General features: G+C 70.9%; 23 protein-coding genes. 6 read left to right on the top strand and 17 right to left on the bottom strand.

The window, feature by feature from the left end; all coding sequences use genetic code 11:
• Nucleotides 1-83: 83 nt before the first annotated feature.
• From M1L60_RS20240 to M1L60_RS20190, 11 genes are all read right to left on the bottom strand, one after another.
• Nucleotides 84-458: a response regulator gene (locus tag M1L60_RS20240; RefSeq protein ID WP_253239011.1), complete on the bottom strand. Its 375-nt coding sequence runs from the start codon at nt 456-458 to the stop codon at nt 84-86.
• 179 nt (nt 459-637) lie between these two features.
• Complete coding sequence (locus M1L60_RS20235; RefSeq protein ID WP_253239010.1) at nt 638-1,291, bottom strand: GntR family transcriptional regulator; 654 nt, start codon at nt 1,289-1,291, stop codon at nt 638-640.
• A 68-nt stretch (nt 1,292-1,359) separates the two neighbouring features.
• Entirely contained in the window at nt 1,360-1,962 is a 603-nt protein-coding gene (locus M1L60_RS20230; RefSeq protein ID WP_253239009.1) for a type 4a pilus biogenesis protein PilO, read from the bottom strand.
• Complete coding sequence (locus M1L60_RS20225; RefSeq protein WP_253239008.1) at nt 1,962-2,663, bottom strand: PilN domain-containing protein; 702 nt, start codon at nt 2,661-2,663, stop codon at nt 1,962-1,964. Before M1L60_RS20225 ends, M1L60_RS20230 begins: the two co-directional genes overlap by 1 nt.
• The gene (gene pilM / locus M1L60_RS20220) at nt 2,663-3,688 is read right to left on the bottom strand and encodes a type IV pilus assembly protein PilM (RefSeq protein ID WP_253239007.1); all 1,026 of its coding nucleotides are present in this window, start codon (nt 3,686-3,688) and stop codon (nt 2,663-2,665) included. Before pilM ends, M1L60_RS20225 begins: the two co-directional genes overlap by 1 nt.
• A 21-nt stretch (nt 3,689-3,709) precedes the next feature.
• Nucleotides 3,710-4,498, bottom strand: coding sequence for a prepilin peptidase (locus M1L60_RS20215; protein ID WP_253239006.1), 789 nt, complete (start codon nt 4,496-4,498; stop codon nt 3,710-3,712).
• A gap of 49 nt (nt 4,499-4,547) precedes the next feature.
• A complete protein-coding gene (locus M1L60_RS20210; RefSeq protein WP_253239005.1) occupies nt 4,548-5,060 on the bottom strand; it encodes a type II secretion system protein in 513 nt (170 codons plus the stop codon).
• A gap of 85 nt (nt 5,061-5,145) precedes the next feature.
• Nucleotides 5,146-6,378, bottom strand: coding sequence for a type II secretion system F family protein (locus tag M1L60_RS20205; protein ID WP_253239004.1), 1,233 nt, complete (start codon nt 6,376-6,378; stop codon nt 5,146-5,148).
• 4 nt (nt 6,379-6,382) lie between these two features.
• Complete coding sequence (locus M1L60_RS20200; protein ID WP_253239080.1) at nt 6,383-7,516, bottom strand: type IV pilus twitching motility protein PilT; 1,134 nt, start codon at nt 7,514-7,516, stop codon at nt 6,383-6,385.
• 121 nt (nt 7,517-7,637) lie between these two features.
• The gene (locus tag M1L60_RS20195) at nt 7,638-9,305 is read right to left on the bottom strand and encodes a GspE/PulE family protein (protein WP_253239003.1); all 1,668 of its coding nucleotides are present in this window, start codon (nt 9,303-9,305) and stop codon (nt 7,638-7,640) included.
• Nucleotides 9,306-9,357: 52 nt separating this feature from the next.
• Nucleotides 9,358-10,329 carry a GlxA family transcriptional regulator gene (locus M1L60_RS20190; protein WP_253239002.1) on the bottom strand — a complete coding sequence of 324 codons (972 nt, stop codon included), beginning with the start codon at nt 10,327-10,329 and terminating at the stop codon, nt 9,358-9,360.
• Between the two features lie 71 nt (nt 10,330-10,400).
• On the opposite strand from M1L60_RS20190, the gene M1L60_RS20185 reads away from it, so the two are divergent.
• Nucleotides 10,401-11,690, top strand: a complete 1,290-nt coding sequence (locus M1L60_RS20185) for an MFS transporter (protein ID WP_253239001.1) — start codon at nt 10,401-10,403, stop codon at nt 11,688-11,690.
• A gap of 15 nt (nt 11,691-11,705) precedes the next feature.
• Here the strand turns inward: M1L60_RS20185 and M1L60_RS20180 are convergent, their stop codons facing one another.
• Both M1L60_RS20180 and M1L60_RS20175 read right to left on the bottom strand, forming a co-directional pair.
• Nucleotides 11,706-13,031 carry an HNH endonuclease signature motif containing protein gene (locus M1L60_RS20180; RefSeq protein ID WP_256516726.1) on the bottom strand — a complete coding sequence of 442 codons (1,326 nt, stop codon included), beginning with the start codon at nt 13,029-13,031 and terminating at the stop codon, nt 11,706-11,708.
• A gap of 68 nt (nt 13,032-13,099) precedes the next feature.
• Nucleotides 13,100-14,770, bottom strand: coding sequence for a putative bifunctional diguanylate cyclase/phosphodiesterase (locus tag M1L60_RS20175; protein WP_253238999.1), 1,671 nt, complete (start codon nt 14,768-14,770; stop codon nt 13,100-13,102).
• Nucleotides 14,771-14,911: 141 nt separating this feature from the next.
• Between M1L60_RS20175 and M1L60_RS20170 the strand changes: the two genes are divergently transcribed.
• Together M1L60_RS20170 and M1L60_RS20165 are read left to right on the top strand one after the other, a co-directional pair.
• Nucleotides 14,912-15,298, top strand: coding sequence for a YbaB/EbfC family nucleoid-associated protein (locus M1L60_RS20170; RefSeq protein WP_253238998.1), 387 nt, complete (start codon nt 14,912-14,914; stop codon nt 15,296-15,298).
• 46 nt (nt 15,299-15,344) lie between these two features.
• On the top strand, nt 15,345-15,677 hold the full coding sequence (locus tag M1L60_RS20165; RefSeq protein ID WP_253238997.1) for a hypothetical protein: 333 nt from the start codon (nt 15,345-15,347) through the stop codon (nt 15,675-15,677).
• A gap of 32 nt (nt 15,678-15,709) precedes the next feature.
• On the opposite strand, the gene M1L60_RS20160 is transcribed toward M1L60_RS20165, so the two are convergent.
• The gene (locus tag M1L60_RS20160; RefSeq protein WP_253238996.1) at nt 15,710-15,994 is read right to left on the bottom strand and encodes a DUF427 domain-containing protein; all 285 of its coding nucleotides are present in this window, start codon (nt 15,992-15,994) and stop codon (nt 15,710-15,712) included.
• 153 nt (nt 15,995-16,147) lie between these two features.
• Between M1L60_RS20160 and M1L60_RS20155 the strand changes: the two genes are divergently transcribed.
• Genes M1L60_RS20155 through M1L60_RS20145 form a run of 3 tightly spaced genes read left to right on the top strand, consistent with a single transcriptional unit; the run spans nt 16,148 to nt 19,154 of the window.
• Complete coding sequence (locus M1L60_RS20155) at nt 16,148-16,714, top strand: hypothetical protein (protein ID WP_253238995.1); 567 nt, start codon at nt 16,148-16,150, stop codon at nt 16,712-16,714.
• On the top strand, nt 16,711-17,736 hold the full coding sequence (locus M1L60_RS20150; protein ID WP_253238994.1) for a hypothetical protein: 1,026 nt from the start codon (nt 16,711-16,713) through the stop codon (nt 17,734-17,736). The genes M1L60_RS20155 and M1L60_RS20150 overlap by 4 nt, the downstream gene beginning before the upstream one ends.
• The gene (locus M1L60_RS20145; protein ID WP_253238993.1) at nt 17,733-19,154 is read left to right on the top strand and encodes a hypothetical protein; all 1,422 of its coding nucleotides are present in this window, start codon (nt 17,733-17,735) and stop codon (nt 19,152-19,154) included. The genes M1L60_RS20150 and M1L60_RS20145 overlap by 4 nt, the downstream gene beginning before the upstream one ends.
• Here the strand turns inward: M1L60_RS20145 and M1L60_RS20140 are convergent.
• The 3 genes from M1L60_RS20140 to M1L60_RS20130 form a co-directional block, all read right to left on the bottom strand.
• Complete coding sequence (locus tag M1L60_RS20140; protein ID WP_253238992.1) at nt 19,131-20,945, bottom strand: GAF domain-containing SpoIIE family protein phosphatase; 1,815 nt, start codon at nt 20,943-20,945, stop codon at nt 19,131-19,133. The genes M1L60_RS20145 and M1L60_RS20140 overlap by 24 nt on opposite strands.
• Before the next feature lie 94 nt (nt 20,946-21,039).
• The gene (locus M1L60_RS20135; RefSeq protein ID WP_253238991.1) at nt 21,040-21,714 is read right to left on the bottom strand and encodes an activator of HSP90 ATPase; all 675 of its coding nucleotides are present in this window, start codon (nt 21,712-21,714) and stop codon (nt 21,040-21,042) included.
• Nucleotides 21,715-21,791: 77 nt separating this feature from the next.
• The gene (locus M1L60_RS20130) at nt 21,792-22,640 is read right to left on the bottom strand and encodes a bifunctional DNA primase/polymerase (protein WP_253238990.1); all 849 of its coding nucleotides are present in this window, start codon (nt 22,638-22,640) and stop codon (nt 21,792-21,794) included.
• Nucleotides 22,641-22,653: the final 13 nt, after the last annotated feature.

Below are 22,653 nucleotides of genomic sequence, written 5' to 3'. Positions count from 1 at the left end.
CTGTCTACCTCCTGATGCGGGAAACGGCTGCGGGGGGCCGGTCGGTTCAGTGGGCACGGAGACGCTCGCGGCTGCGAAGCACTTCAGCGGGCGGCGAGCAGGTCGCGCATCTCGGCCACGAGACGGCGGGGAGACAGCGGTTTGGCCAGGTAGCGGTCGGCGCCCGCGTTCAGCCCGGCGTCGGCGTCGTAGGCGTGGGTGTTGGCCGACATCACGACGATCGCCATGGCGCGCCCGGCCGGGTCGAGCCGGGCCCGGCGGCACAGCTCGAGGCCGTTGACCGCCGGCATCTGGATGTCGGTGATCAGGCCGGCCGGCTGGGCCACGGTGAGGATGCGGGCCGCGGTGTGGCCGTCCTTGGCGGCGACGGTCCGGAAGCCGGCGGACTCCAGCGTCACGGTCAGCAGGTCGCGGATGTCGCTGTCGTCCTCGGCCACGAGGATCAGGTCGGTGCTCATGCGGTGTCCCTTCCGTCGGACACCTCGCCCATCGGCGGGACGGGGCGGGGCGAGAGGAAGGTCACGGTTGCGGGCCGGTTGCGATTCGCACGCCCATCTCGCGTACGCGGAGCGAGCCCGGACAGACGGCGGCGCCGGCTACTCCGCGTACGCGAAGCGGGCCGGCGCCGGGGGAAGGGTTACTTGTCGAGGAAGAGTTCGCCCTCGACCTGACTGCGGTAGTCGACGTAGATCTGGCGGTAGCGGGCGAGCGCGCCCTTGCGGTCACCCTCGACGAGCAGCCGCAGGATCGCGTCGTGCCCCTCGATCCAGGTTTTCCACAGATCGCTCTCGGCCGTCATGGCCAGTATGCGCATGGTGCGCGCCACGACCAGGTCCACCATGGACTGCAGCTCACGGTTGCCGCTGGCCAGGATGATGATCGAGCTGAAGTCGGCGCCGGCCGCCCCGGCCGCCAGCACGTTGCCCGCGGCCAGGGCCTCGACGAACTCGGACTGGCGCTGGCGCAGCAGGTCGATGTGCGTCTCGGTGAGGTTGTCGACGCCCCACTCGAAGCCGGCGCAGGCCAGCACGCTCATCACGTCGATCAGCTCGAGCGCGTTCTTCTGGGTGACCTTGGTGACGTGCCGGGTGCGGTTGGGCGCGATGTCGATCAGGCCCTCGACGCTGAGCTGAGCGATGGCTTCGCGTACGGGAGTGATGCTGACACCGAGGCGGGCAGCGAGTTCGGCGTCCTTGATGAGCGTGCCCGGGGACAGCTCGCCGGTGACGATCTCGTTGCGCAGCTGGCGGACGACCGCTGCGGTACGGGTCGGTGGGACCGCGTATGACATACGGGCAGAGTACTCAGGGTGACAATGGAGTGCGCTCCCCGGCCACCGGGTTCACCCGGTGGCCGTCGTCACGTCGTGATGCACATGTCCGTCCGGTCGGCCTTGGCGCTGTCCGCGAGGTCGTTCTTGGTGCAGAAGGCGGTCAAGGTCAGGTTGGCCACGACCTTCTCGTCCGCGTCCTCGTCGGAGACGGTGACCGCGTTCAGCAGCACGGCCCGGTTCTGCGTCTGCTGCAGCCGCACGATGAACTTGCTGACGTCGGTGATGGTGCCCTTGACGTTCATCGAGAGCGGCATCTCGAGCGCGGTGGCAGTCTTGTCCGAAGCGACCGCGCCGCCCACGCTGAGATCGCTGACCTCGACCGCGGTGGCGGCGCCGGCGTCCTGGAGCGAACGCAGGAAGACCGGCATGCCGTACGTCTCGGGCAGGTTCGTCACGAGCGTGTCGAGCTGAGCCTGATAGGTGGCCTTCTTCTCGTTCTGCTCCTTGAGCGCGGCCACCTCCTTGCGCAGCGACGTCAGCTGGATGGTGGTGTCGTCGGCCTCGGCCTGCACCTCGTCGGCCTCGGCGTACTTGGGCGAGACGGCGAGCAGCCAGGCCGCGGCGACGAGGATGACGATGGCCACCATGCCGCCGATGAGCCAGATCCGGTCGGTGCGGCGGGCCTCCATCAGTTGCCCCCGGTCTTGCAGGCGGTGGTGAACCGTCCGCACAGGGCGGCCGAGGTGACCTTGACGGTCAGCGAGTACGTGACCTTGGTGGTGTCCTCCTGGGCGGTGGTCACCAGGTAGGGGTCGGTGAAGCCGGGCATGGTGGCCAGCCGGTCCAGATACTCGGCCACGTGCTTCTTGTCGGGGGCCGTGCCGGTGATCGAGAAGGTCGCGACGGCCGCGCTCGTGGCGCCGGTGGCCGGCGTGGTGGCGGCCCCGTCGGCCATAGTGCCGGAGAGGCCGTCGATCACGACGTCGGTGGCCTTGGCGTCCGAGCGCAGCCGGTCCATGGTCGTGGCCCACGGCAGGTCGGTCGCCAGCAGCGACTTGAGATCGTTCTGGACCGTCTTGACGTCGTTGATCGTGGCGGTCACCCCGGAGTACTTCTTCTTCTCGTTCTGCACCCGCCGCACCTGGTCGGTGGCCATGGTCAGGTTGTCGTGGGCCGTGTCGACCTGGTGCACCGCGTAGGCGTACCAGCCGCCCAGCCCGGCGATGACCGCGACCACGGCACCGATCAGCGCGAACCGGGTGCGGCGGGCGCTGCGCCCGGCCCGGATCTCCTCCGGCAGCAGGTTGGCCCGGATCGTCAGGATCCGCGCCGCCTGCGCAGGGGAGACCGCCGGGTCGACCGGCATCAGGGCGGTTTGAGTGGTGGTCATCAGGCTGCCGCTCCCAGGGTCAGGCCGATCGACACCGCGGCCGAGGGCACGAAACTGTCGAAGCCGCGCTCGCGGCCCTTGCGCGTGTCCCTCAGGCGGCTGGCGCTGTCGGCGTACATGACGGTGATCCGCAGTTGGTTCTGCAGGTGCTCGGCCAGGCCGGGCATGAGCGCGCTGCCGCCGCACAGGGCGAGCCGGGTCACCTGCAGGTGCCGCTCGCTCGAGGCGAGGTAGGTGAACGAGCTGCGCAGCTCGCTGACCAGCGGGCGGACCGCCTCCTCGGCGGCGTCCACGCCGTCCGGCCGGCCGTCGCCGTGCAGGCCGTACCGGCACTTGAGCTCCTCGGCCTCAGGCTGGGGGATGCCGAGGCGGGTGGCGATGCTGTCGGTGATCTCCTGACCGCCGCGCGGGACGGTCCGCACGATCAGCGGCTCGCCGTCGGCGTGCACGACCAGGCTGGTCACGTCGAGGCCGATGTCGACGATGGCCTCGATCTGGGTGTCCAGCCGGGAGGCAGCCCGCAGCAGGGCGAACGACGCCAGGTCGACCCCCTTGACGTGCAGGCCGGCCTTCTCGACGGCGCCGACCGCGCCCAGTACGGCCTCTTTGGGCATGGCGATGAGCAGCCCGCGCACGGTCGGGTTGTCGCCCGGCTCCTCGAGCGGATAGAAGTCGAGCAGCGAGCGCTCGACGGCCAGCGGCAGCGCATCCTTGACCTGGAACGGCAGGGCCTGGCGCATCTCTTTGGCGGGCAGGTTGGACACCGCCATCTCGCGCACCACGAGCTGCGGGTTGGTCACGCCGAGGTTGACGTTCTTGGTGCCGAACTTGCAGGCCGCCCAGAGCTGCTTCAGGGCCGAGGTGACCATCACCGGGTCCTGGACCACCCCGCCGGTGACAGCGCCGGGCGGCAGCGGCACCTGACCGAAGTTGGACAACGTGTAGTCGTCCTTGCCCCGGCGGACCTCGACGGCCCGGATGGAGGACGTGCCGATGTCCAGCCCGATCGGGATGACGCCAGCCATCGGTCTCCTTCCTTTACTTGCTTAGACGGTGGGGACGAGTAGTGAGGCGTACCACTGCGCGATGGGCGCTCCGGCGAACACCGCGAGGAAGGCGCCGGCGAGCATGTACGGGCCGAAGGGGATGCGGCTCTTGCGGTTGGCCCGGCGCAGCAGCATCAGCACGGCCGCGACCAGCCCGCCGAGCAGGAACGCGGCGAACGCGCCGATGGCCACCGAGCTCCAGCCGAGCCAGCCCAGATAGAAGCCGAGCAGGGGAGCCAGCTTGAGGTCGCCGCCGCCCATCCCGCGCGGCATGGCGGCCAGGATGAAGTACCCGACGTAGAGCACGACCGCCGCCAGCAGGGCCCGGCCGGCCGTCGAGAAGCTGCGCTCGGCGATCACGGCCGGCGCGATCAGGACCAGGGCCACCGCGTACGACGGCAGGACGATCTTGTCGGGCAGGCGCATCACATCGAGGTCGATCACCGCGAGCGCCACTGAGATCGCCGCCAGGTACAGATAGGCGGGCAGTTCCCAGGAGAGCCCGAACCGGGCCGCCACCGCGACGAACAGCACCGCGGTGCCGGCCTCGACGAGCGGGTAGCGGGGGCTGATCGGCGCCTCGCAGGCGGCACAGCGGCCGCGCAGCAGCAGCCACCCGAAGACCGGGACGTTGTGCTTGTTGCGGACCTCGGTGCCGCAGGCCGGGCAGTGCGAGCGCGGGTGGATCAGCGACTCGTTGCGCGGCACGCGGTAGATCACCACGTTCAGGAAAGAGCCCACCGCCAGGCCGAGCAGGGCGACCACGACGAGCAGCGGGAGCTGCGACATCGGGACTACCTCCTCGGCGCCGGCGGTGGGTTCTTCGACCGTCAGATCATCAGGCGGTGCAGTCGGCGATCTTGCCGTTGTCGAGCGTCTTGACCGAGCCACCGATGGCGCTGTCGTACACGTAGAGCTTGCCGCTGCCGTTCTCGTTCTTGGCGCAGATCTTGTAGGTCGAGACCGAGGTGGCCGGCGTGCCGACCGAGGCGCCGATGATGTAGGTCATCGTGGTCTTGTCGGACAGCGTGATCCAGCCGGCCGGGGCAGCGGCGCCGGCGGCGGGCGCGGCGGTCGAGCCGGTCGCGACGTTGAAGCTCGCCTTGACCTCGGCCCGGTTCGTGAGCGGGTACGAGTTGCTGTTGTCCGTGTAGTACTGCTCGATTGTGCTCACCGCGCCGCGAACGTCGGACTGGGCCGACTTGTCCGCGGCTCCCTTGCGGTAGTTGAGATAGACCGGCACGGCGATCGCGACCAGCACGCCGATGATGACCACCACGACCAGAAGCTCGATGAGGGTGAAGCCTTCGTCGTCCTTCTTGTTGCGGAGCCGCGTGATGATGTCGTGCATTGGGGGTGCCTCCATGGCGTCTGGGGTGTGGCGGTTGGGTTTTGCCGGGCGGGGGGCCCGTTCGGCCGGCGGGAGTCCGGCCCTTTCAGTTGCTTTGAATGTTCTGGTAAATGGTGAACATCGGTAGGTAGAGACAGATCACCATTCCGCCCACTACGGCGCCCATGACGAGCACCATGATCGGTTCGATCGAGGCGGTCAGGGATTCGGCAGCACTGTCGACTTCCCTGTCGTAAAAATCGGCAACCTTGTCCAGCATCTGACTGATTTGGCCGGATTCTTCACCGACTTCGATCATCTGCGTGACCATGGCCGGGAAGATCGGGTGGTTGCGCAGGGCCGACGACATCGTCTGGCCGTCGCGGACGGCGGCCTGCACGTCCTTCATCGCGACGTTGATGATCTCGTTGCCCGTGGTCTCGCCGACCACGGTGAGCGCCTGCATCACCGGCACACCCACGTTGAGCAGCAGCCCCAGGTTGCGGGAGAAGCGGCTCATCGCGAGCTTGCGGAACAGTGAGCCGAAGACCGGCATCTTGACCTTGATGCGGTCGACCTTGAGCCGGAAGTCCTCACTGGCCCGCATCTGCCGCTTGTAAAAGATCGAGCCGGTGATGCCGACGGTGAGAATCAGCGGGCCGATCCACCACATGTTGTGGCTCGCGTCGACCAGGAACTGGGTGATCGCCGGCAGCTCGCCGCCGAGGTTGGCGAACATCGCCTCGAAGATCGGCACGATGAAGATGAGCACCGCGGCGATCAGGACGAAGGTGAACGACAGCACGATCGCCGGATAGGTCATCGCGCTCTTGATCTTGCCGCGGAGCGCGGTATCCTTCTCCAGGCTGTCCGCGATCTGCTCGAGAGCGCGGTCGATCATACCGCCGGTCTCCCCGGCCCGGACCATGGCGATCATGAGGCGCGGGAAGATCCGGTCGTGCTTGGCCATGGAGCCCGACAGCGAGGCGCCGGCAGCCACATCCGTACGCAATTCGCCCAGAGCCTTCTTCAGCGGCGGCGAACTGCTCTGCTCCTCCAGAATCGCCAGCGACCGCAGCAGCGACATGCCGGAGGCGGTCATCGTGGCGAACTGGCGGGAGAAGACGGCGAGATCCTTGAGCTTGACCCGGTTGCCCAGGCCCGGGATCTTGATCTCCATGTCGAGACCCTTGCCGGTCTCGGTCAGCTCCAGCGGGGTCTCGCCCCGCTGTTTGAGCAGGTTGCCGGCCGCGGCCTCGTTCGGCGCCTCGACGGTGCCCTTGGCCCGGTGGCCGGCGGCGTCGATGCTGCTGTAGCGATAGACCTTGGTGGCCGGCATGGGGTCAGCTCCGTCCCACGAGTCGCATGAGTTCCTCCCGCGAGTGGCAGAGCTCCAGGGCGGCCGGCATGGTCACGACCTGCTCGCGCACCTTCTCGGCCAGGTGCTGGTCGAACGCGAGCATGCCGTCGCCCGCGCCGGCCTGCATGAACGAGGGGATCTGGTGCGACTTGCCCTCGCGGATCAGGCTGCGGATAGCCGGTGTCGCGGTCAGGATCTCGGCGATCACGACCCGGCCCTTGTTGTCGGCCCGCGGGGCCAGAGCCTGGGTGATCACACCCTGCAGCGAGGCGGCCAGCTGAGCCCGGATCTGCAATTGCTGGTGCGGCGGGAAGATGTCGATGACGCGGTCGATGGTCTGGGTGGCGCTCTGCGTGTGCAGGGTCGCCAGCACCAGGTGGCCGGTCTCGGCCGCGGTCAGCGCGGTGGCCGTGGTCTCGAGGTCACGCAGCTCGCCGACCAGGATGATGTCCGGGTCCTGACGCAGCGCGTGCTTGAGGGCCGAGGCGAAGGTCTCGGTGTCCGCGCCGACCTCGCGCTGGTTGACCACGCTGCGCTTGTGCGGGTGCAGGAACTCGATCGGGTCCTCGATCGTCACGATGTGGTCGGCCCGGCTGCGGTTGGCCAGGTCGAGGATCGAGGCCAGGGTGGTGGTCTTGCCGGAACCGGTCGGGCCGGTCACCAGGACGAGGCCCCGGGGCAGATGGGCGAAGCGGGCCACCGAGTCGGGCATGCCCAGCTCGTCCAGCGGCTTGATCTCGTGCGGGATGGCCCGGAAGACGGCGCCGCACGAGTTGCGCTGCACGTACAAGTTGCCGCGGAACCGCGAGACGCCGACGATGCTGTGCGCGAAGTCGAGCTCCTGCACGTTCTGGAACGTCGCCCACTGGTCGGCCGAGATCGCGGCCCGGCACAGCAGCGCGGTGTCCGACGAGTTCAGGTTGCCGTAGCCGTCGAGCGGGCGCAGGGAGCCGTTGACCCGCATCATCGGCGGCGTGCCGACGGTCAGGTGCAGGTCGGAACCCCGCGACTCGACCAGCGTGACGAGCATCTGGTTGAGCACGGCCAGGTCCCCCGGCGCGGGCGGGGCCGGCTGGGGCGCCGCCTGCTGGGGCACCATCGTGTCGGTCTGGTACATCTCCACCGGCTTCTCTCGTCGGTACGGACGCTCTTGTATTCGGCACTCCGGCGGGCCGGTTTAGGGTCAGTTCTGGCGTTTTCGGGCGGTGCTCAGGCGTACGGGATAAGGTTTGTGGCGCTCAAATGGCGACGCGGGACACTTCACGTACGGAGGTCAGCCCGCCCGACGCTTTGGCCAGGCCGTCGGCCCGCAGCTCGTACATGCCCTGGTAGAGCGCGACCTCGAGAATCTCGTTGGACGAGGCCCGGCGGATGGTCAGCGCCTCGATCTCAGGGCTGATCGGCATGACCTCGTGCAGCGCGATCCGGCCCCGGTACCCCGTGTTGGCGCAGTTGCGGCAGCCCACCGGCCGGTACAGCACCTCGGGCACGGCCAGGTCCTCGAACGGCCAGCGCGCGCCTACGAGCTCCTCCTCGCTCGGCTTGTAGGCCTCCTTGCACCAGTCGCACAGCCGGCGCGCGAGCCGCTGGGCCAGCACGCAGTCGAGCGACGACCCGACCAGGAACGGCTCGATGCCCATCTCGGTGAGACGGGTGACCGCGCCCGGCGCGTCGTTGGTGTGCAGCGTCGACAGCACGAGGTGACCGGTCAGCGACGCCTCGACCGCGATCTGGGCCGTGTTGCCGTCCCGGATCTCACCGATCAGCACGACGTCCGGGTCCGAGCGCAGGATGGCCGGCAGCACGGCGGCGAAGGTCAGCCCGGCCTTGGCGTTGACCTGCACCTGGTTGACGCCGCGGAGCCGGTACTCGACCGGGTCCTCGACGGTGATCACGTTGACCTCGGGCTTGCTGATCCGCCCCAGCGTGGCGTACAGGGTGGTCGATTTGCCGGAACCGGTCGGGCCGGTCACCAGCACCATGCCGTGCGGCTTGGTGAACGACGCGGCGAAACGGTCCAGGTTGTGCTGGGTGAACCCCAGCTTGTTCATGTCGAGGTCGATGCCGCCGGTGTCGAGCACGCGGAGCACGATCTTCTCGCCCCACACCGTGGGCAGGGTGGCGGTACGCAGGTCGACCGTGCGGTCGCGGATGAGCGCGGTGATGCGGCCGTTCTGCGGCACCCGCTTCTCGGTGATGTCGACGCCCGACATGATCTTGATGCGGGAGGTCAGCGCGGCCATGACGCCCTTCGGCACCAGGTCGACCTCGTGCAGCACGCCGTCGATGCGGTAGCGCACCCGCATGTCGTCCTCGGTCGGCTCGAGGTGCAGGTCGGAGGCGCGGTTCATGACGGCCTGCTCGATCAGGCTGTTGACGTAGCGCACGATCGGGGCGTCGTCCGCGCTGGTGGCCTGCGCGGACATGCCGGTCTGGGCCTCGGCGTCGTTGTCGACCAGGTCGCCGAGGTCGCTGGACTCGCGCTGGAGCCGCTCGATGATCCGCCGGACCTCGCTGCGGGCGACCACGACGGGGCGGACGATCATGCCGGTGGCCGCGCGGACGTCGTCCAGTGCGACCACGTCGCCCGGGTCGGTGACGCCGACGACCAGCTCGCCGTCGGCCATCGAGAGGCCGAGCACGCGGTGCCGCAGCACGACCGGCAGCGGGATCTTCTTCAGCGCGGCTGGGTCGGGCTGAAAGCTGACCAGGTCGACCGTCTTGATGCCGAACGCCTGGGCCGCCGCCGCGGTCAGCTGCTCCTCGGTGACGACCTGATCGTTGATGAGGACCGCGCGCACGGACCGGCCACTGCGCTGCGCTTCCTCCGCGGCCTTGTCCACGGCCAGCGGATCGATCCCGATCTGCTTGAGCGCGTCCAGCAGCGGGCGGAAGGTCTGGTCCATGACGTCCTTAGTTCGGCGACGAGTGCTCGCCTTACTGATCGGACATCGCGGGTCAAACTTGAAGATTCGCCGGTTGCCGGAAGGTTCGCCGGTATGCCGTCGGCGCGACGCCGATCGCCGTCTGCAGGTGTTGCCGCAGGGCGGTCGCGCTGCCCAGGCCCGAGCGGCGGGCCACCGTCTCGACCCCCAGATCGGTCGACTCGAGCAGAACTTGAGCGTGCGCGATGCGCTGTCGCAACAGCCACTGGCGGGGGCTCGTGCCGGTCTCCTCCCGGAAGCGCCGGGTGTAGGTGCGCACGCTCATCCGCGCGTGCTCGGCCATCGCCTCCAGGGTCACCGGCTCGGCCAGCCGGTCGAGCGTCCAGGCCCGGGTCGGCGCGGTGCCGGTGCCGTCCGAGTGCGGGACCGGGCGCTCGATGAACTGCGCCTGTCCGCCGTCGCGCCAGGGCGGCAGCACGCAGCGGCGGGCCGCGCGGTTGGCGACCTCGGCGCCGTGGTCGTTGCGCACGATGTGCAGGCAGAGGTCGGCCCCGGCGCCCACCCCGGCCGAGGTGAGGATGTCGCCGTCGTCGACGAAGAGCACATCGAGGTTCCAGCGGACCTGCGGGTAGAGGCCGCCGATCCGCTTGCCCCAGAGCCAGTGGGTGGCCGCGGGGCGTTCGTCGAGCAGGCCGGCCGCTGCCAGCACCGAGGCGCCGGTGCAGATCGAGACGATCCTGGTCTTTCTGGCTGCGGCTTTTCGAAGAGCTTCCCGTACGTCGTCTTGTAGCGTCCCGTCGGTGACGGTGCTGCCCGCGTCCACGCCGGGAACGACGATCGTGTCGGCCGTCTCGAGGATGCTCAGGTCGTGATCGGGGACGACCGTGAAGCCGGCCGTCGTGCGCACCGGCCCGGTGCCGCAGACCCGGATGTCGTACAGCCGGTTGCGGTCGGCGTCGCGGGCCGCGCCGAAGACCTGGGTGGCCGTGCCGAGATCGAACGGGACCACCCCGTCCAGGGCGAGGACGGCAATCACATGAGACATGGCCCAATTCTTGCGCATGATGGCCTTCCGGCCACTCGTCGTTTCTTCCCGGACTTCGCAGAATCTGTACCGTGAGCAAACTGCGCATCCACCCGGCCTGGCTGGTGGCCGTCGTCGCCTTCGTTGCCCTGGTTGGCGCGGCCGGGTTCCGGGCCACCCCGTCCGTCATGATCCGGCCGCTGCACGACGAGTTCGGCTGGTCCCTGGGCACGATCTCGGCCGCGGTCTCGGTCAACCTGCTGCTCTACGGCCTGACCGCCCCGTTCGCGGCCGCCCTGATGGAACGCTTCGGCATCCGCCGGGTCATCATGGCCGCGCTGCTGCTCGTCGCGGCCGGCTCCGGCCTCACCGTGTTCATGCAGGCCAGCTGGCAGCTCATCCTGCTCTGGGGCGTGCTGGTCGGCCTGGGCACAGGCTCGATGGCGCTCGGCTTCGTCGCCACCATCACCGGCCGCTGGTTCGTCAAACACCGCGGCCTCGTCACCGGCGTGCTCACCGCCGGCGGCGCGGCCGGCAACCTGGTCTTTCTGCCCGTGCTGGCCACGCTGACCGAACACTCCGGTTGGCGGCCGGCCGCGCTGACTGTCACCGGTGCCGCTCTGCTGGTCGTGCCGCTGGTCTGGTGGCGGCTGCGCGACCACCCGGCCGAACTGGGGCTGGGCGCCTACGGCGGCGTCTACGAGGAGCCCAAGCCGATCGCCCCGGCCGGCGCCGCCCGCACCGCGTTGCGCGCCCTGGCGTCGGCGGCCCGCACCCGGCCGTTCTGGCTGCTCGCGGGCGGGTTCGCGATCTGCGGAGCGACCACCAACGGCCTGGTCGGCACCCACTTCATCCCGGCCGCCCACGACCACGGCATGGCCGAGACGACGGCGGCCGGCCTGCTCGCGCTGGTCGGTCTGTTCGACATCGTCGGCACCATCGCCTCGGGCTGGCTGACCGACCGGGTCGACAGCCGCATCCTGCTGGGCGCGTACTACTTCCTGCGCGGCTTGTCGCTGCTGGTGCTGCCGTCGCTGTTCGCGGCGGCGGCCCACCCCAGCATGCTGGTGTTCATCCTGTTCTACGGCCTGGACTGGGTGGCCACGGTGCCGCCCACGGTCACCCTGTGCCGCGAGCACTTCGGCGAGAGCGGCGCCGTCGTCTTCGGCTGGGTCTTCGCCTCGCACCAGTTCGGCGCCGCCGCCGCGGCGACGGCCGCCGGCCTGGTGCGCGACCAGCTCGGCGCTTACACGTGGGCGTGGTACGGGGCGGGGGCGCTCGCGATCTTTGCCAGCGTGTTGAGCCTGATGCTCTTCGCCGGCAAGAAGCTCAAGCCGATCGCTCCGGGTATCGGATTGGCCGTGCAACCGGCCAAGGCGTAAGTCACTTGGGCCGGTTCATTCGCGCTGGTGGAAGAGGTTACGGCGAGGTTGTTGGTCCGGGTCGACGCTCGGCGGCGGCAGGAACTCGGGCAGTCGGTCGGGGCCGAGCCGAACGCGCCAGCCGGCGAGCGGGTGGTGGATCAGGCGGTGATGATGGCGGCAGAGCAGGACGAGGTTGTCCAGGCATGTAGCTCCACCGGCGGTCCAGGCGATCATGTGATGGGCGTCGGTCCACCGGGCCGGGCGGTCGCAGTCGGGGAAGGCGCAGCCGCCGTCACGGACGGCCAGCGCGCGGCGCAGGGCCGACGTGGCTAGGCGGTGGGTGCGGCCCAGGTCGAGCACCTGACCGGCAGTGCCGAGCACGACCGGCAGGATCCGGGCGTCGCAGGCCAGCCGGCGCACCGCCTCGGCGGGCAGCCGAGCTCCGCTGTCGGTCGTGGCCGCACCCAGCGTCTGGGTGAGCGGGTTGTAGGCGACGGTGACCGCCAGCTGGGCGGGTTCACCGCCGGCCTGTGGCAGCTCCGCGGTGCGCATCGCGAGCCGGCACACCTCGACCAGCGCGTCGGCGCGTCGCTGGGCCGGTCGTCGCTCGTCCTCGGCGATCGGGTTGCACAGCGGGTGCAACGCCGCCTGAACCAGGGCAGCGTCCTCGACGCCGACCATCCCTGACAGCCGCACCGTTCCCGCGACCGGAGCCGACAGGGTGAACCCGCGAGCCCGATGGGCGCGTTCCTCCTGCCGGGCGAGAGTCATTTCCTCGGCGCGCTCGGCCAGGTGCGGGGCGACGTGGCTGAGGACGCGTTCGCCGACGCTGCGCAGTTGGTAGGCGGGCAGCCGGTCGGCCATCCCGATCAGCGTGGCTTCGGCCTCACGGACGATCTCGGCCGCGGCCGTAGCGGCGGCGGCCGGGTCCTGGTCGGCGGGGTCCTGCAGGTCAGCGGCGCGCAGCTCGGCCAGGCCCGTCGCGACGTTGTCGGTGGCGGCGGCGATCGCGGTTGCTTGACGTCCGTCGAGGTGGCCGTCGATCAGGGCCTGCTCGAGCACGGGGTGCCGGGCCAGGGCGTCGGCCCGGTCGGCCAGTTCGCGGGCCGGGCCCGGATCGATGGGAACCAGGGAGCGCAGCCAGGCGGTGGTGCCCCGTTCGCCCTGCCGCGTGGGCAGACCGCGCACGGTGGCCTGGTGGGTCAGGCGGGCCTGCAAAGTGGCCACGGCTTGTTCGGCCCGGTAGGCCACCTGCAGGCAGGAGACGAGCTCATCGTCGGCGAGCGTCCACACGGCGGTCGCGGCGAGGTTCGCCGCGTCCCGGCCGAGCTGTTGCACGTCTCCCAACACGCCAAGCATTTTGGTGCACGCGTACGACCGGAACGGAGACCTGTGGATAAAGGGTGATTCCCTGTGGATAACTGGCGTCAGCGGATCTGGAGGCCGGCCGACTGGCGGCTGAGCAGACCGGTCAGTTCGGCGGCCGGCATGGGCCGGGCGAAGTGGTAGCCCTGGGCCTCGGCGCAGGCCAGTTCGCGCAGCAGGGCGGCCTGCACCTCGTCCTCGACGCCCTCGGCCACGGGGGCCAGGTTGAAGGTGCGGGCGATCTGCAGTACGGCCTCGGCCACCGAGCCATTGGCCGTGGTCTCGCGCATGGCCGCCACGAAGGACTTGTCGATCTTGACCACGTCCACGGGCAGGGCGCCCAGGTGACTCAGGGACGAGAAGCCCGTGCCGAAGTCGTCGAGGGCGATGCGTACGCCGAGGGTCTTCAGCGACCCCAGCACGCGCGCCGACTCGGTCAGGTCGGTCAGGGCCATCGATTCGGTCAGCTCCAGCACCAGCGAATTCGGGGGCAGGCCGGTGTCGGCCAGCACCGCGCCGACCTCGTCGGTCAGTTCGGGGCTGGAGAGCTGGGTCGCCGACAGGTTGACGTTGACCTTGAAGCCGGGGTTGTCCTGCTGCCACACGACGGCCTGGGCGCACGCCTCGCGCAGCACCCACAGGCCCAGGCCGGGCATGAGGCCCAGTGTCTCGGCCAGCTCGATGAAGTCGCCGGGCCCGAGCAGGCCGCGTACGGGGTGCCGCCAGCGCACCAGCGCCTCGACGCCCACCGCCAGCTCGCCGTTGAGGTCGACGATCGGCTGGTAGTGCACCTCGAACTGCATCTCGGCCAGGGCGCGGCGCAGGTCGGACTCGTCGCGCCGGCGTTGGGCGGCCTCGGCGAAGCGCACCGGGTCGAAGCGGCGCACGACGCCCTTGCCGTCGTCCTTGGCGTGGTAGAGCGCCTCGTCGGCCTCGCGCAGCAGGGTGTCGACGTCGAGCGTGCCGCCCTGCGTGATGGAGATGCCGGCGCTGGCCCGTACGGAAAGGATCAGGTCGTCGACGGCGAGCGGCTTCTGCAGGTCGTGCAGGATGCGGTCGGCGACGGTGTCCGCGGTCTGCTCGTCGGCCAGCCGGGGGAGCAGCACGACGAACTCGTCGCCGCCGAGGCGGCTGACCGTGTCGTTGGCTCGTACGTTCGCGTTCAGGCGGTCGGCGGTGGCCTTGAGCAGCTCGTCGCCCGCGGCATGCCCGTACGTGTCGTTGATGCCCTTGAACCCGTCGAGGTCGAACAGGATGACGGCGGTCTTGGTGTCGTCCGCGTCGTCGAGGGCGTCCTTGGCGTGGTCCATGAACATGGCGCGGTTGCCGAGCCCGGTCAGCGGGTCGCGGAAGGCCTGGCGGGCCAGGATCGCGCGCTGGCGGGTGAGGTCGCGCATCAGTCCCTCGTTGGTGTGCGAGCCGAGGAACTGCCGGATCAGGATGACGGCCGTGACGATCAGGATCAGCCAGATCATGGTCGTCGTGGTGTCGCCGAACGCGTTGTACACCGCGGCCGCGATGACGGCCGCGGCCACCGGGGCGTACTGCACCAGGGGCCAGCGCCGGCTGATCCGGGTCAGGACGATGCCGCTGACCACGGCGACCGCGACGGCCAGTACGCCGTCCTCGCGACCGACCAGTGGCGTCCAGGCCAGCGCCAGGAGCGACGCGAAGATCATCGTGATGTCGACGCCGCGCCGTACGCGGTCCAGGACCTTGCCGAAACGCCCCATGAAGCACCTCCGACGCGCCTGATCGGTCGCGCTCGGGGGTACTTGAGCAGATTATGAGGACGGGGTGTGCGCCGGGCCGGACGTCGATCGTGATCTCATAGGACGCCAACAGCACAAAAGTCGGCAACGGAGGACAAAGCTGTGCCGGGTGGAAATCTCGAGGACCGGCTCGCGGCGCTCAGCGCGACCGCGACCGACGAGGACGGCGTGGTCACGGTGACCGTGGGCGGCTCCGGTGTGGTCACCGGGCTGCGGCTCGACGACCGCGTGCAGCAGCTTGCGGGGGCGACGCTGTCGGCCGAGATCCTGCGGACCATGCGCCGGGCCCAGGACGCACTGGCCGAGCAGGTCGCGGTGGCCGTCAGCGAGACGGTGGGCGGTGAAAATGAGTACGGTGATCTGGACGAGCCTCCGGCCCCGGTCATGCCGTCGGCGCCGCCGTTCCCCAGTTTTGAGAACACGCCGACGTTGCCGCAGCAGTCGCCCGGCAACGGCTACGAGAGCGGGCGGGACAGCCGTGCCCGCTGACAAACCTTCGCTGCCTCGTCGTGGTCCGGCGCCGGCCGTCGACCGCATGTCGAACGCCGAGTTGGCCCGCATGGTCGAGTCGGAACACCCGTACCGGGGAAAAGCCCTTTTCGAACTTTCCGACCGGATCCCCCTCGATGACGACGCGGCGACCAAGGTGGCGATGCTGAGCCGGCTGACCTCGTTGCGGCGCGCGCGCCTGTTCGACCGGGTCTCGCTGGCCTGGTCGGGGATCATCGCGCTGCTGGCGGGCGAGACCGAGCACTCGCGCGCGGCCGCCTACGAGGCGTTCGGGGCGCTCGACGCCGAGGAGCAGCGCGACATGCTGGACTATCTCGAGGTCACCACGATCGAGCAGGCCCACCCGCGCATCGCCTGAGTAGTGAGCGTGAGCGGGCCCGCGATCACGGGTCACGCCTCGACGCGGACGTCCTTCCAGAAGGCGACGCGGTCGCGTACGGCCTTGGCGTCCGGCTTCGGTTCGGGATAGAACCAGACGGCGTCGGGCGTCGTGTGCCCGTTCGCGGTCAGCGTGTAGTACGAAGCCCTGCCCTTCCACGGGCAGACGGTGTGGGTGTCGCTGGGGGCCAGCACGTCCTCGCGCAGCGACTCGCGCGGGAAGTACTGAATTCCCTCGACAACCACGGTGTCGTCGCTCTCGGCGATCACTTCGTCGTTCCAGATGGCCTTCGGCATAGTCCGAACGTAGCGCGCAGAAAGCGGGGCGTCTGATATGCGAGGTTTAATCGTCATGGGGAGTGAAAGTTGCGACTCGTCCATACATTGCCGCGCCGGTGTAAGAAGATCTAGAGTCGAATTCCCCCGCCAGACCCCCACGGAGAGCGGCCGGTGAACGGTCTGAGCACGATGCCCACCACGGCCGAGCAGGCACGCCACGCGCTGCTGCTGCTCGGCGCGCCCGCCTCGCCCCGCCTGCTGGTCGACGTGCACAGCGCGCTGTTCGACGGCGACCTTTCGGTGCCCGCCCTGGCCGGCCTGCGCCGAGACCCGGCCTCCGGGCTGTGCGTGGCGCTCAACCCTGATCTCACGCCGGCCCGCGGGCTGGTCGCGCTGGCCGAGTGGCCGCTCGAGCACCGGATCGTGACGCCGGCCCGGTCCCGGTCCGACGGGCTGACCGCGGTGATCCGGGTGGCCGAGTTCGTGGCGATGCGCCCCGGCGCCGGACGGGCCGCGCACCGGCTGCTGCGGGCGCTGGCTGAGGACGTACCCCATGGGCCGGAAGCTCTTGATCTGGTGGCGGCGACGCGGGTGGCGCTGGACGCGCCCGAGCTGACCGCCGCGGTCGAGGCCGAGGAGCCGGTGCGGGCGGCCGTGGTCGAGCGCGCCCGGACCCTGTCGCAGGATCAGCAGCTGTACGGGCTTCCGGCCGTGCCGCATCAGCGGGGCGGCGAGTGAGCCAGGTCGAACGGCTGCGCGGCACGGCCCCCGGCAAAAGGCACAACGCGCGTACGGTGGCCGCGCTCACCGGCAACCCCGGCTGCACCCGGCGGGCCGTTCTGGACGCGGCCGGCGTCGACAAGGTGCGTCTGGCCGAACGGATCGGCTTCCCGGGCGCGTTCGGGCAGTCCCGGTTCGCGCTGGCCCGCGGCAACGCGTTCGAGGCGATGCTCAAGGCCGACGACTGCGCCCTGCTGCGCTCGACGCTCGGGGCCTACGTCGGCGGCTACGAGGACCTGGGCGCCGACGAGGACGACACGCTGTCGGCGCGGCACACGCGCACCCGGGCCCTGCTGCGCAGCGGGGCCGAAGGGCTGCTCGATCACCCGCTGCTGACGCTCGACGTGGCGGGGCAGACGGTCTTCCTCGAGCCCGACCTGATCGCCTATCAGAACGGCTCCCAGCTGCAGGTCGTCGAGATCAAGTCGTTCGCGATCATCGACGGCCAGGCCGACGGCACCGCGGTGTCGTCGGCCGCGGTGCAGGCGGCCGTCTACGTGCTCGCGCTGCGGCGGCTGCTAGGTGACGACCGGGTCAGCCACGAGGTGGTGCTGGTCTGCCCCGAGAACTTCTCGATGCAGCCGGTGGCCGTCGTCCTCGACGTCCGCAAGCAGTTGTCGACCCTGAAGCGGCAGCTCTCCCGGCTGGCCTCGGTGTCGTCGCTGATCGAGTCGCTGCCGCCCACGCTGTCGTTCGATCTGGCCCAGCCGGTCGCCGACCTGGTGTCCTCGCTCGACACGCTGACCGCGCGGTATGCGCCGGAATGCCTGTCGGCCTGCGAGATGTCGGTGTTCTGCCGGGACGAGGCCGACGGGCGCACCGAGCTGCTGGGGCGTCCGGTGCGCGAGGCGCTGGGCGGTATCGAGACGGTCGGCGAGGTGCTCGCGCTGGCCGCCGGCACGCGCGAACCGGAGCCGGATCAGGTCGAGGCCGCGACCCTGCTGCGGGCGGCACAGCGGCTGCGGGACGAGGCTTTGTGAGTACGCTCGTCGCGCTCGCCCGGGCCCACGCGTTCGCGGCCGGCCGGGCCCAGCCCATCACGACCGTACGTCATCTGCACGTTCACGACCGGCCGCTGGTGCTGATCCCGCTGGCCATGGCCGGCGAGGCCAACGCGCCGCTGGCCGCGATGCTCGGCTCGTCGCCGGCCGACGCCCGCCTGCTCGTGGTGAGCCAGCCTCGCAACCGGGACGAGCGGTTCACGTTCTTCGCCGACCTGGCCGAGGCGGTCGTGCCCTACCTGGACTCGTTCGCCGGCGCCACCGAGGCCGTGCCGGTCGACCGGGGTCGCGACGTGCGCCACCGGTTCGTCGACGCGCCGCAGATCTGGGTGCCCAACCCGGGCGGCGCCGACTTCCTGCGGCTGCTCGGCCGGTCGACCCGGTTCCGGCGTACCGACGGCGATTTTCCCGTACCGGCATCGGTGCCCCGCCTGGGGCAGTGGCTCACCTTCCTCGCCTCCTCGGCCGAGGTGCCCGGGTCGTCCCTGCTGGTCAACGCCGTGCAGGCGCTCGGGCAGCACTGGGCCACCGGACAGAGCGCGGCCGAGGATGCCCACTTCGGATCGCTGTTCGCCTGGATCACCGAGGGCGTCGAGGCTGCCCGCGAGGCCGAGAACGGTCCGGTCGCCGGGCCCGCCACCGACCCCGCGTTCGACAACGAGATCCTGGCCCCGCTGATCACCGCGGCCGACCCCGCGCTCACCGGCGTGCTGCGCGAGCTGCTGACGCCGACGTGGGAGCGGATGTGGAAGTCGATCGAGCTGCTACGCGACCTGCCGGCCGGGGCCCGGGTCGGGTCGCGCTGGGACAGTGACCGGGATGCCTACTCGGCCTACGTCGAGCACCTGATCGAGGACGGCTCGCCGCAACCGCGCCGGGACGGGGCGGTGGCCGCGGCGGCCCGGTTGCAGCGACTCGAGAACGCGGCCACGCGCTACGCGGTGCAGCGGGCCTTCGACGACCCGCTGGTCATGGCCGAGCACCGGCTGACCGGGCAGGCCTTCGGCGCCGTGGTGACGCTGGCCAAGGCCGATCGCATCGACGACAGCGGCAAACGGCCCGTGCTGCGGCCCCGCATCATGGTGGCCACGTCCGAAGCCGTACGGGTCGAGCCCGGCGCCGCCCTCACCTCGCCTGCCCGGCCCGCCCAGAAGGCGAAGGTCATCTCGGTCACCCCGGGCGCGACCAGCACGGACGTGGTGCTGGAACTCTCCGGCGGCATGGGCCGCAAACTGGTGGCCGAGCCCGGCAGTGTTCCCGAGGTCGGCGAGCAGCTGCTGCTGACCACGCTCAGCGAGGCGTACCGGCCGGGCGCGGCCTTCCCCGACCCGGACGACACCCCGTGGACGCACGGCGGCCCGCCGGCCCGTCCATCAGTGGACGCCGACGACCAGTAGCGCGATGTCGTCGGCGCGGCGCGGGGCCGCGTTGATCAGGCGGGTGCACAGTTCTTCGGGCGGCAGGCCGGCGTTTCCCCGCAGCACGGCCAGGATGCGGTCGATGCCGTCGTCGAGCAGGCGGGCCGGGTGCTCGACCAGGCCGTCGGTGTAGAGCAGCAGCGTGCTGCCGGTCGGGACGCGGCGGTGGTGGGTGGTGCGCCGGGCCCGGGGGAGCAGGCCGAGCAGCGGCTCCGGGTCCTCCCACCAGATCTCGACCTCGCCGTCGGGGCGCAGCAGCACCGGCGGCGGATGGCCCGCGTTGGCGAACGAGACCAGGTAATCGTCCTGGTCGCGGTGGAGGCGGGCCAGCACGGCGGTGGCCGCGGCGGGCACCCGCAGGCCGTGCAGCGCGCGGTCGAGCTGGGCCAGCAGCGGGCCCGGCGCGTCGTCCCGGCCGTAGGCGTCGCCGCGGACCAGGTTGCGTACCTGGCCCATGGTGGCCGCGGCCTCGATGTCGTGCCCCGAGACATCGCCCACGGCCAGCATCAGACTGCCGTCGGGCTGGGCGAACGCGTCGTACCAGTCGCCGCCGACCGACGCCCCGTCCTGGGCCGGCAGATAGCGGCCGTGCAGGTCGACGCCCTCCACTTCGGGCAGTTCGGGCAGCATGCTGTGTTGCAGCACCTCGGCCACGTGGCGCTGCCGGCCGAAGACCCGGGTGTTGTCGGCGGCCAGCCCGGCCCGGCGGCCCACCTCGGCCGCGGTGCTCTGCTCGGCGTCGGTGAACGGCGCCCGGCCGGGCCCGTTGACCAGCAGCACCGCGCCCTGCACGCGATAGGTGACGGGCGACGAGATCGGCACCACCATGAACGAGCCGAAGCCGAGCCGGTCGGCCAGCTCGGTCAGATGAGCCGCGGCGAAGGCGCCGCCCTCGGTGCGCCGGACCGGGCGGCCCGTGCTCTGCACCGAACGGATCAGCGAGCGGACGTCCAGCCCTTCGGCGCGGGCCAGCTCGGCCAGACGCCGGGCTGTCTCGGCCTGGGCCGGGTCGTGGTGGGCGGCGGACACGTGCCGGATCGCCGCCGACTGGTCGGCCAGCGTGATGAGACACCAGTCGGCCAGACGTCCGGCGACCAGACCGCCCAGCCGGTGCAGCGCCTCGTCGATGTCCATCGTGGCCGCCAGCGCGTCGGTCAGCTCGCCCAGCAGCGAGAGCTGGCCGTGGGCGGACTGGGCGGCGCGGCGTTGCTCGTCGGCGACCTCGCGGGCGATGCGCAGCCGCAGCTCGGAGCTGCACACCTCGCCCAGTTCGGTCAGCAGCCCGATCTCGCTCCGGGTCCAGACCCGGGGTTCGCGGTCCATGACGGCCAGGGTGCCGAGCACGAGCCCGTCGGAGTCGGTCAGCGGCACGCCGGCGAAGGCGATCACCCCGAGGTCGCGGATGGCCAGGTTGTCGCGCATCCGGGGGTCGGCCCGCACGTCGGGCACCACGATCGCCTGGCCCGACTCGACGACGTGCCGGCTGAACGAGTGGCTCAGCGGCATCAGGCGCTCGGCGGCGATCGGTTCGGGCAGGCCGACCTGACCCGGCAGGTGCTGCCGGTCGCGCGAGAGCACGGTCACGGCGGCGACCGGCGCGTCCACGAGGCGTTCGACGATGCCCGCTATGCGGTCGAAGGCCGGGTCACCGCCCGGTCCCAGCCCCAGCCGGGCGACGGAGCGCAGGCGTGCGGCATCGGCGAGAACGCCCTCGGGCGCCTCCGAAGCGGCGCTGTCGGGCGCCTCCGAAGCCAAGTCACCCCGCAGCAAAGTACGCTCCCCGGCCGGTCAGAGGTTGCCAGGCTACCGGGCTTCAGCAGCAGCATCGACCCCCGAGCGCCTCGTCCCGCATCCCCCGCTCGGGTCAACTCGCCGGGGCCGGATCGACGGCCGTCGTCAGCTCGGCCCCCGCGGCCAGGGGCGCCCAGCGCTTGGCCCAGGCCTCGCGGGCCGATTCGAACGTGGCGTCGTCGGCGCCGAACAGCGAGACGGTCACCTCGAAGTGGGTCGCGGCCCGGTGGTCGAGCGGGACCCGGCCCGCCGCCACGACCAGGTGGCCCTCGGCGTCGACGGTCCACGCCACGCGTGGACCGAAACGCTCCCACTCGCCGGGCACCAGGGACAACGCCTGACGGCCGGTGGTCTCGCCGGTGAGGTAGAGGGTGCGCCGCCGGCCCCGCGGACGCTGATCGAGCAGGAAGCGCAGCTGGACCAGGAACGAGCGCCAGCCCTCCTCGATCGCGTCGTAGACCTCGGGGCCGCCGTGGCCCGTGCCCTCGCGGGCCACCCGCACCCGCGCCGTGTCGTCGCCGCCGACGACCTCCAGAAAGGACCCGTCGGCCCAGCCCATCTGCTCGGGCGCCCACAGGGTCGCCTCGTCGACGAAGATCTGCTTGATCTCGGCCGCCAGCCCGTCGTAGTCCCACCCGAACCACTGATGCAGGACGCCCGGCTGGGTCACGGATTCCCACACCTCGTCGCGCCCGGCCGCGACGGAGATCTCGAGGTCGTACGGCTTCAGTTGACGGGCCTGAGTCATGCCGGCCCTCCGGCCACGTGGGTGCGGCTGATGCTGTCGCAGTGGGTCATGACCCCATTTTTGGGGCAAGAGTGGTTTCACGCCACGTCGCGGTTCAGTTCCGGATCGAACGGGGCACGTCGGCCGGCGGTCAGACCCGAGCGCAGGGTGGCCCGGATCTCGGCCCGGCCCAGCCCGGCGAAGCGGGCGGCGTCCTCGAGTTCCCGCATCGTGTCGGCCTGATCGAGCAGCCCGGCGCCGACCAGACGGCCCAGCGAGAACGCGGCCCGGTTCAACGTGTCGTTGCGCGTGCCGGCCGGAGCCCGGGCCACCCGGTCGGCCTCGGCGATCAGGGCTGCCCGCGCATACCGCGACGGGTGCGCGATCGGGCGGTGGCTCGGCGGCGGGGGCGGGCCCGCGATCAGGGCGCGCAGGGCGGTCGGGCCCTCGGGCAGCGACCGCCCGGGGCGCAGCACCCAGCGGTAGTCGGCCCCGGAGGCGTGGCGTGACGGCGGAGCCACCACGTAGCCCCCGACGCCCCGCCAGTCGAGGCCGGGCAGCAGGCGCACGCGGTTGCCGTGGCCCAGGGGGCGGAACCAGAAATGCCACCCGCCGCCGCCCGTGCGGACCCGCGGCCCGGCCGGGAACTCGCCGCCGAGCAGGTGGCAGAGCCCGTGCCAGCCCTCGGCCGAGTCGACGTCGGCCACATCCATCGTCACACCCGTGCGCAGCCCGACGTTGGCCCCGGGCCAGCGGGACCACCACAGCTCGATCAGGCGCGGGTCGGTGCTCGCCTCGGTGAGGCCGTGGCGCAGGTGGGGATGCTTGCCGGGTCTCGGGCACGTGACTCCTCGGTCGCAGGAACAGCCGCCACGCGGGTCAGGCGCGTGCACCGGCAGGACCGGGATCCCGTGCCGGGCATAGGCCAACGCGGCTGTCAGCGACATTAGAACAAGCGTA

The sequence above is a fragment of the Paractinoplanes aksuensis genome (assembly GCF_024137025.1).
Classification (GTDB): domain Bacteria; phylum Actinomycetota; class Actinomycetes; order Mycobacteriales; family Micromonosporaceae; genus Actinoplanes; species Actinoplanes aksuensis.
Note: the sequence above shows the minus strand (reverse complement) of the source record. Positions and strands in the feature narration are given on the sequence as shown.